The following is an 8,556-nucleotide window of genomic DNA, read 5'->3' as shown; positions in this document are numbered from 1 at the left end:
GTTGAAGGCGGTGATGGCGATCGGCACGTCCTGCAGGCTCTGCTCGCGGCGCTGCGCCGTGACGATCACCTCGTCGAGGGTGGCGGCGTCCTGCGGCGGCGCCTCCTGCGCGGCGGCGGGCGCGGCGAGCGCGGCCCCCAGCATCAGGGCGGCGACGGAGGCGGTTGTGGCGTGAACGAACTTCATTGGCGTTTCCCTCCCCAGGGCAGCGGCTCTCGTTGATCGAAAGCTCGACAGGAATAGTAACTTGCGCCAACGGACCAAGTTTGCAAGTCTTTTTACGCAAGCATGGAGGGGCGGATGGAACAGCGGTCGTTGAAGGACCGGGTCATCGTGGTCACGGGCGCCGGGCGCGGCCTGGGCCTGGCCTATGCGCTGGATCTGGCGTCCCGCGGGGCGAAGGTGGTGGTCAACACCCGGCCCCGCCCGTCGGGCCAGCCGGCCTCGGCCGAGGCCGTGGTCGAGCGAATCCGGGCCGCCGGCGGCGAAGCCGTCGCCTGCGCGCTCGGGGTCGAACAGGATGACGCCGGAGACCGCCTGCTGGAGGCCGCCCTCGCCGCCTTCGGCCGCATCGACGGGCTGGTGAACAACGCCGGCGCTCCCGAAGCCAGAAGCCTGCACAAACAGACCCTGGCCGAGCTGCGGGCCGTCTTCGACATCAACTTCTTCGGCACGGTCAGCGCCACCCTGCCGATCTACCGCCACATGCGCGACCAGGGCGCGGGGCGGATCGCCATCACCACCTCCGCGGCCGGCCTGCACGGGGTGCACGGCATGGCCGCCTATTCCTCGTCCAAGGCGGCGCTGATCGGCCTGATGCGGGTCATCGCCCTGGAAGGCGCCTCCAGGGGCGTGCACGCCAACGCCGTCGCCCCCTACGCCCTGACCGGCATGACCGAGGCCTATGTCACCGACGAGGTCGGCCAGGCCATGCCGCCCGAATACGTCGCCCCGGTGGTCAGCTGGCTGATGACCGCGGCCTGCCCGCTGAACGGCGAGACCCTGGTGGCGGGCGCCGGCAAGGTCCGCCGCGCCGTCCGGATCGAGGGTCCCGGCGTCCAGTTCGATCCGCCGGGCGAAGTCTCTCCTGACGACCTGACCGCGGCCATGGGCCCGCTGATGTCGCTCGAGGACTGGACCCTGCCGACCGACGGAAACGCCGCCTTCGAGGCCTTCCTGAAGGCCCGTCCGGCGACCGCCGTGCGCCTATCATGACTTGCACAAACGGACCGGCAAGAGCAGATTGCATTTCAAGACCCAAGGAGCCGAACCATGGCCGATGACGCGACCGCGGCGCGCCGGATCGAGACCGGTGAACTCACCCCGCTGAACCAGTTGAACCCCTATCTGCAGGGCCTCTACGAGCCTGTGGCGACCGAGACGACGGCGCTGGACCTGCCCGTCATCGGCGAGATTCCCAAAGACCTGTACGGCGCCTTCGTGCGCAATGGTCCCAACCCGGCCCAGGCGCCGGCGGGCCTGCATCACTGGTTCGACGGCGACGGCATGGTCCACGCCATCTGGTTCGAGAACGGCAAGGCCGAATACCGCAACCGCTATGTCGGAACCGACGACTACCGCGCCGAAAAGGCCGGGCTCGACATCCACGCGGGCGGGGTCATGGCCCCCTCGGCGCGGACCCGTCCGGGGTCGCAGCGCGGCGACCTCGTCTACAAGGACACGGCCAACACCGATCTGGTCTTCCACAACGGCTCGCTGATGGCGCTCTGGTACATCTCGGGCAAGCCGGTGCGGGTCCACGCCAACACCCTGGAGACGATCGGCAACGAGACCTTCGGCGGCGCCCTGCCCCGCCACGTCTCGGCCCACGGCAAGGTCGATCCCAAGACCGGCGAGTTCTGCTTCTTCGACTATTCGCTCTACGAGCCGTGGATGACCTTCGGCGTGGTCGATGCCCAGAACAACCTGACCAATTTCCAGAAGGTCGACCTGCCCGGACCGCGCCTGCCGCACGACATGGGCCTGACCGAGAACTACATCATCCTGCACGACCTCCCGGTGGTCTTCACCGAGGCCGGACTGCGCAACTCGATGTGGCAGATCAAGGTGGCCGACCAGCCCGCCCGCTTCGGCGTCGTCCCCAAGAACGGCAAGGGCGATCAGGTCCGCTGGTTCGAAACCGAGACCTGCTACATCTACCACGTCGTCAACGCCTGGGAGGACGGCGACGAGGTCGTCATGACCGCCTGCATGATGACGCCGAACGGCTATCCGCCGAACCCGGCCTATGGCCCCTACGCCTCGATGGTCAATGTGCTGGCGCTGAACGCCGTGCCGGTCGAGTGGCGCATGAACATGGTCACGGGCGAGGTGAAGAAGCGCCGGCTGGACGACCGCATCGGCGAGTTCCCGGTGGTCAACCTCGACTACACCGGCCGCAAGACGAACTGGTCCTACCATGTCTCGATGGCGAAGCAGGAACTGCAGCGCTTCTCGGGCCTGATCAAGTACGACCTCAACACCGGCGCGGCGAAGACGCATGACTTCGCGCCCGGCGTCGGCGGCTCGGAGCCCGCCTTCGCCCCCCGCGTCGGCGCGGTCGACGAAGACGACGGCTACGTCATCGTCTTCACCACCGACGAGGCCACGGGCGCCTCCGAGGTCCAGGTCATCGCGGCCAAGGATTTCGAGGCCGGCCCTATCGCCCGCATTCCCTTGCCCGCCCGCGTGCCCGCCGGCTTCCACGGGACCTGGGCGCCCGGCGCACAAGTCGCCGCCTGAGGATCAGTATGACTGCTTACATCGTCGACGCCGTCCGTACGCCCCGCGCCAAGGCCCGCCCCGACGGCGGCCTCGCGTCCCTCAAGCCGCATGAACTGGTCGCCGGTCTGATCGATGCGCTCGACGCCCGTAACGGCGGCGCGGCGCACAGGGCCGACGCCCTGATCCTGGGCGCCGTGGGCCAGGTCGGGGCCCAGGGCGCCAACGTCGCCCTCGTGACCAAGATGCACGCGGGCCTGCCCGACGACGCCTATGCCTTCAGCCTGAACAACTACTGCGTCTCGGGCCTGACCGCGATCGGACAGGCCGCCAACATGATCGCCGCCGGGGATGCGAAGACCGCGCTGGCGGGCGGGGTCGAGATGATGAGCCGCGTCCCCTTCATGGGCGACAAGGCCGACTACTATGAGGACGCCAGCTTCCCCCTGCGCACCCGTTACATCCCCGTCGTGGTCGCCGCCGACCGCCTGGCCGAGGACATCGGCGTGTCGCGTCAGGAGATGGACGACGCCGCCCTGCGCTCGCAGCAGCGCACCGCCGCCGCCGAGGGCACGGCCCTGACCAAGTCGCGCATTCCCCTGAACGGTCTCGACAGGGAAGAGCCCGCCCGCGCCTCGACCACAGCCGAAAGCCTTGCGGCCATGCCCGCCGCCTTCGCCCCGCTGGGCGAACAGTACGCCGAGGCCCTGGGCGGCCGGACCATCGACCACCGCCACACCGTCGCCCACGCCCCGCCCATGTGCGACGGCGCCGGCCTGGCCCTGGTCAGCGCCGCCGCCGACGGCGCGCGCGCGCGGATCGTCGCCTACGCCGAGGCCGGGGGCGATCCCGAGGCCTCGCTGACCGCCGGCTTCACCGCCATGGACCGGGCCCTCGCCAAGGCCGGACTGACGCTGGGCGACATGGACCGCATCGAGTTCATGGAGGCCTTCGCCGTCACCATCGTGAAATTCCTGCGCGAGCGGGACGTGGACGTCGACCGGGTCAACGTCGGCGGCGGCCACCTCGCCAAGGGGCACCCGATGGGCGCGACCGGCGCCATCCTGCTGTCGTCCCTGCTCGATGCGCTGGACGTCGCCGAGGGCCGCTACGGCCTGGTCGTCGCGGCGGGCGCCCAGGGCGTCGGCGCGGCCATGATCGTCGAACGGATCGGCTGACCATGGACGGGGGCCCGCTTGATCGTCACGCCGAACTGATCGCGCGCCACGCCGCGACGCTGGACGCCGCCATCCAGGCCGTGCGCACGCGTCAGGCCTGGAGCCCGTTCAGCGACTCGCCCTCGACGAAGATCCACGGCCCGGACAAGCCGCCCGCCGGCAAGGCCGCCTTCGAGTCCCGGCTGGGAACGACCTTCGACCTGGATCAGCCCGGCGCGACCGGCGCCACGGTCGGCGAGGAGGTCTCGCCCTATACGCAGCAGCCCCTCGACATCCGCTATCCGGTCAGCGACCCGGACGCGCTGGTGGCGTCCGCCATCACCGCCATGGCGCAGTGGCGCGAGGTCGATTTCGAGCTCCGCCTCGCCCTGTGCCTGGAGATGGCGCAGCGGCTCTACGACCGCAATTTCGAGATGGCCCACGCGGTCATGCATGTGGCGGGTCAAAGCTACACCCAGGCCTTCAGCGGCTCGGGCCCCAATGCGCTCGACCGCGGCGTCGAGGCGCTGGCCTACGCCGCCAAGGCCATGCGCGACGTGACGCCGACCGCCGACTACCACCGCCCCTTCGGCGCCGATCAGGTGGCGCTGAGGAAGACCTACACCCTGGTCCCGCGCGGCGTCGGCCTGGTCATCTGCTGCGCCTCCTTCCCGACCTGGAACGCCTATCCGGCCATGTTCGCCAGCCTGGCCACGGGCAATCCGGTCATCGTCAAGCCGCACCCCATCGCCGTCCTGCCCATGGCCCTGGTGGTCGAGACCTGCCGTCAGGTCCTGGCCGATTTCGGCTTCGATCCGAACCTGGTGACCCTGGCCGTGGATGCGCTGGCCGAGCCCGTCGCGGGCCGCTTCATCGACCACCCGGACGTCCAGATCATCGACTTCACCGGAAGCCCCCGATACGGCGGCCATCTGGAGCGGACGGTGACCGGCAAGCTGCTGTTCACCGAGACCGCGGGCGTCAACACCGTCGTCATCGACAGCGTCCCCCAAAATCAAGCAGGCCTGGGCGCCGTCGCCCGCGCCGTCGCCCGCTCCTCCAGCCTGTTCTCGGCCCAGATGTGCACCAGCCCGCAGGTGATCTACATCGCGCCCGACCTGTTCGAGGCCATGTCTTCGGCCATCGTGGATCAGATTGACGCCATCGCCGCCGACCCGGCCCAGGCCGCCGGGATCATGGGCGCCATCCAGGGGCAGGTCAGCCTCGACGTGGTCGCCGAGGCCCGCCGCGCCGCCGACGCCACGCCGGGCGCCCGCGTCCTGCGCGAGGCCGGCGCTTACACCCACCCTCAGTTCCCCGACGCCCGCACCCTGACCCCGCTGGTCATCGCGGTCGAAGGCGCGGGCGATCCCGAGATCTACGCCGAGGAACGCTTCGGCCCGGTCCTCTTCCTCGTCTCCCGCCCCGCCGACGAGGCGGTGATGGAGGCGACCTGGCTGGCCAGGACCAGGGGCTCGATCAGCTCCTATCTCTACTCGACCGACGAGGCCTTCATCGACCGCGCCGTCCCCGCCTACGAGGCCGCCGGGGCCAATCTGTCGATCAATCTGACCGGCGCGATGTGGATCAATTTCGCCGCCGCCTACAGCGACTATCACGTCACCGGCCTGAACCCTGCGGGCAACGCCTGCCTGGCCGACCTGGCCTTCGTCGCCTCGCGCTTCCGCATCGTCCAGCGACGGCGGCCGATCGCATGAGCGACGACGTCTTCCTCGCCGGTGTCTCCATGACCGCCTTCGGCAAGCGGCCGGACGACAGCGTCAAGTCGCTGACCGCCGAGGCCGTCGCCGAGGCCCTGACCGACGCGGGCGCGACCGTCGCCGACATCGAGGCGGCCTGGTTCTCCAACACCCGCCAGCCCATGCTGGAGGGTCAGAACACGGTGCGCGGCCAGATCGCCCTGCGTCCGCTCGGTCTGACCGGCGTCCCCGTCGTCAACGTCGAGAACGCCTGCGCCTCCGGCTCGACCGCCCTGCTCCAGGCCGTCCACTGGCTCCGCGCCGGGGCGGGCGACATCGCCCTCGTCGTCGGGGTCGAGAAGATGGTCTTCCCCGACCGCCCGGACCGCGTCGCGGCCGCTTTCGCCGGCGGTACGGACATCCACGATCGCGCGGGCGTGCTCGACTACATCCGCGCCATGGGCGGAGACGCTCCCGAGGACGGCCGCAGCCTGTTCATGGACCTGTACGCCGCCCAGGCCCGCGCCCACATGGCTCGCTTCGGCTCGACCCAGCTCGACCTCGCCCAGCTGGCGGCCAAGAACCACACGGCGGCGCAGCACAATCCCCGCTCCCAGTACCGCACGCCGATGACGGCGGAGCAGGTGCTGGCCGACAAGCCCATCGTGTTCCCCTTCACCCGCGCCATGTGCGCCCCGGTCAGCGACGGCGCCGCCGCCGCCGTCGTCTGCTCCGCGCGCGGTCTCAAGCGGCTGGGCGGCGAGGCCCGCGCGGTCCGTATTCGGGGCTGCGTCCTGGCCGGCGCCGGGGCTCGCGACGCCCGCGACTTCGACAACCACATCGGTCGCCGCGCCGCCCTGGCGGCCTACGAACAGGCGGGCGTCGCCCCCCAGGACATCGATCTGGCCGAGGTCCACGACGCCACCAGCTACGCCGAGCTCCAGCAGATCGAGAACCTGGGCCTCGCCGAACCCGGAACCGTCGGCGCCCGCGCGGCGGCCGGCGACTTCGCGCTGGGCGGCAGAACACCCGTGAACCCCTCCGGCGGTCTCGTCGCCAAGGGCCATCCCGTCGGCGCCACGGGCCTCGCCCAGTTGTTCGAACTGACCACCCAGCTGCGCGGCGAGGCCGGAGCGCGGCAGGTCGGAGACGCCCGCATCGCCGTGGCCGAGAACGGCGGCGGCTTCCTCGGCGTCGAGGAGGCGGCCACCGTCGTCACCGTCCTGGAAGGCCGGGCCGCATGACCCATCCGATCCGCGCCCTCTACGAGAACGCCGCCGCCAAGGCCGGTCGCTCCGCCGTGTTCGACGGCGACACGGTCCTGACCCACGGCGAACTGATCCCCCTGGTCGAGCGCGCCGCCGCCGACCTGACCGCGCGCGGGATCCAGCCCGGCGACCGCGTCGGCCTGTGCGCCGCCAACAGCTGGCGCCACGTCGTCGCCTACCTCGCCATCCTGCGCGCCAACGCGGTGTGGACGCCGCTCAATCCCCGCAACGGCGCAGGCCTGAATGGCGACTTCCAGCGCCGCGCGAGCCTGGCTCTCACCCTGCATGATGTCGGCTCGGTCGGCGCGCTGGGCTCCACCGCCCGCCCCCTGCCGCTCGAGGCCTGGCTGGACAGCCTGCCCGACGCCGCCCCGCCCGCGATCCTCGACGACCCGGCCGCCCCCTTCGCGCTGAAGTTCACCGGCGGCTCCACCGGCGTGCCCAAGGGCGTGGTCCAGTCCCAGGCCAGCGGCGCGGCGGCCCTCCGCTCGCTGCAGGGCTTCTACGACTTCACCGCCGACGACGTGAACCTGGCCGTCGCGCCCCTGACCCACGGCTCGTCCCACTACATCCTGCCGGTGCTGGCGGCGGGCGGATCGCACGTCCTGCTGGCCACGCCCGACCGCGCCGCCATCCTCGATGAGCTGAAGCGCCGGACCACCGTCGTCTTCATGCCGCCCACCCTGATCGCCCTGATGATGGGCGAGACCGACTTCCGGCCCGAAGACTTCCCGCGCCTGCGCCACCTGACCTATTCCGCCGCCCCCATGTCGCCGGGCCGCATCGCCCAGGCGGTCTGCCGCTTCGGCCCGGTGCTGTCGGCCCTCTACGGCCAGACCGAAGCGCCGATGGCCATCACCGGCCAGAACCCCGCCGACATGGCTGACCCTGACCTGCGCGGCTCCGTCGGCCGTCCCTTCCCCGGCACGCCCGTCGGCCTGCTGACCCGCGAGGGCCAGGTGCTGTCACGCGGCGAAGGCGAGGTGGTGGTCGGCGGCGACCTGGCCCGCACCGAATACCTGGACGCGCCCGAGCTGACCGCGGCGACCCGGCACGACGGCTGGCTGAAGACCGGCGACATCGGCCGTATCGGCCCCGACGGCCGCCTGACCCTGATCGGCCGTTCCAAGGAGCTGATCATCACCGGCGGCTACAACGTCTATCCCGGCGAGGTCGAGGCCGCCCTGAACGCCCACCCGGCGGTGCGCGAGGCCTGCGCCTTCGGCCTGCCCGACGACGTCTGGGGTGAGCGCCTGGAGGCCGCCGTGGCCGTCGACGCCCGCTTCGTTGACGACGCCGCCATCCGCGCCTTCGTGCGCGAGGCCATCGGCCCCGTCCGCACGCCCAAACGCCTGCACCTCATGCCCGCCCTGCCCCGCAACCCGGTCGGCAAGGTGGTGCGCGGCGAGGTCCGCAGCCTGCTCTATCCCGACGCCAATCTCGCCGTGGAGGTCCGCCCATGATCGTCATTCCCGAACACCGCATCCGCGAGATGAAGGCCCGCGGCTGGTGGGGCGACGTCACCCTGGACGACCTGTTCCAGAAGCATGTGAAGGCCCATCCGGACACGGAGGCCCTGGTCGATCCGTTCAACGCTCCGGACTTCGTCGGCGGGACCGCCGAGCGCTTGACGTGGCGCCAGACCGCCGACGCGGTCGATCGCCTCTGCGCCGTCCTGACCGCCCATGGAATCCGCAAGGACGACGTGGT

Annotated in this window: 8 protein-coding genes; 7 read left to right on the top strand and 1 reads right to left on the bottom strand. The window is 71.0% G+C overall.

Features of this window, described 5'->3' with window-relative positions; translation table 11 throughout:
- A partial coding sequence (locus tag Q0C81_RS03185) for a hypothetical protein (RefSeq protein WP_291833415.1) occupies positions 1-186 on the bottom strand: 186 nt, incomplete at its 3' end.
- Positions 187-300: 114 nt separating this feature from the next.
- On the opposite strand from Q0C81_RS03185, the gene Q0C81_RS03180 reads away from it, so the two are divergent.
- The 7 genes from Q0C81_RS03180 to Q0C81_RS03150 form a co-directional block, all read left to right on the top strand.
- Positions 301-1,215 carry an SDR family NAD(P)-dependent oxidoreductase gene (locus tag Q0C81_RS03180; protein WP_291833413.1) on the top strand — a complete coding sequence of 305 codons (915 nt, stop codon included), beginning with the start codon at positions 301-303 and terminating at the stop codon, positions 1,213-1,215.
- A gap of 57 nt (positions 1,216-1,272) precedes the next feature.
- Positions 1,273-2,742, top strand: a complete 1,470-nt coding sequence (locus Q0C81_RS03175; protein WP_291833411.1) for a carotenoid oxygenase family protein — start codon at positions 1,273-1,275, stop codon at positions 2,740-2,742.
- Positions 2,743-2,750: 8 nt separating this feature from the next.
- A complete protein-coding gene (locus Q0C81_RS03170) occupies positions 2,751-3,899 on the top strand; it encodes an acetyl-CoA C-acyltransferase (RefSeq protein ID WP_291833409.1) in 1,149 nt (382 codons plus the stop codon).
- Between the two features lie 2 nt (positions 3,900-3,901).
- Positions 3,902-5,596 (top strand): aldehyde dehydrogenase family protein, encoded by a 1,695-nt coding sequence (locus tag Q0C81_RS03165; protein ID WP_291833406.1) that lies wholly within the window; start codon positions 3,902-3,904, stop codon positions 5,594-5,596.
- Positions 5,593-6,822: a thiolase family protein gene (locus Q0C81_RS03160; protein WP_291833403.1), complete on the top strand. Its 1,230-nt coding sequence runs from the start codon at positions 5,593-5,595 to the stop codon at positions 6,820-6,822. The genes Q0C81_RS03165 and Q0C81_RS03160 overlap by 4 nt, the downstream gene beginning before the upstream one ends.
- Positions 6,819-8,309 carry a class I adenylate-forming enzyme family protein gene (locus Q0C81_RS03155; RefSeq protein ID WP_291833400.1) on the top strand — a complete coding sequence of 497 codons (1,491 nt, stop codon included), beginning with the start codon at positions 6,819-6,821 and terminating at the stop codon, positions 8,307-8,309. The genes Q0C81_RS03160 and Q0C81_RS03155 overlap by 4 nt, the downstream gene beginning before the upstream one ends.
- Positions 8,306-8,556 (top strand): AMP-binding protein (locus tag Q0C81_RS03150; RefSeq protein WP_367117968.1); only part of this gene is annotated, 251 nt, incomplete at its 3' end. The genes Q0C81_RS03155 and Q0C81_RS03150, both read left to right, overlap by 4 nt.

The organism is Brevundimonas sp. (assembly GCF_023259385.1).
Classification (GTDB): domain Bacteria; phylum Pseudomonadota; class Alphaproteobacteria; order Caulobacterales; family Caulobacteraceae; genus Brevundimonas.
This window is presented reverse-complemented; position numbering and strand designations above follow the sequence as displayed.

Excerpts from the sequence above, each read along its gene's own strand:
- Q0C81_RS03180 (WP_291833413.1), top strand. The coding sequence starts at position 301 with ATGGAACAGCGGTCGTTGAAGGACCGGGTCATCGTGGTCACGGGCGCC.
- Q0C81_RS03175 (WP_291833411.1), top strand. The coding sequence starts at position 1,273 with ATGGCCGATGACGCGACCGCGGCGCGCCGGATCGAGACCGGTGAACTC.
- Q0C81_RS03170 (WP_291833409.1), top strand. The coding sequence starts at position 2,751 with ATGACTGCTTACATCGTCGACGCCGTCCGTACGCCCCGCGCCAAGGCC.
- Q0C81_RS03165 (WP_291833406.1), top strand. The coding sequence starts at position 3,902 with ATGGACGGGGGCCCGCTTGATCGTCACGCCGAACTGATCGCGCGCCAC.
- Q0C81_RS03160 (WP_291833403.1), top strand. The coding sequence starts at position 5,593 with ATGAGCGACGACGTCTTCCTCGCCGGTGTCTCCATGACCGCCTTCGGC.
- Q0C81_RS03155 (WP_291833400.1), top strand. The coding sequence starts at position 6,819 with ATGACCCATCCGATCCGCGCCCTCTACGAGAACGCCGCCGCCAAGGCC.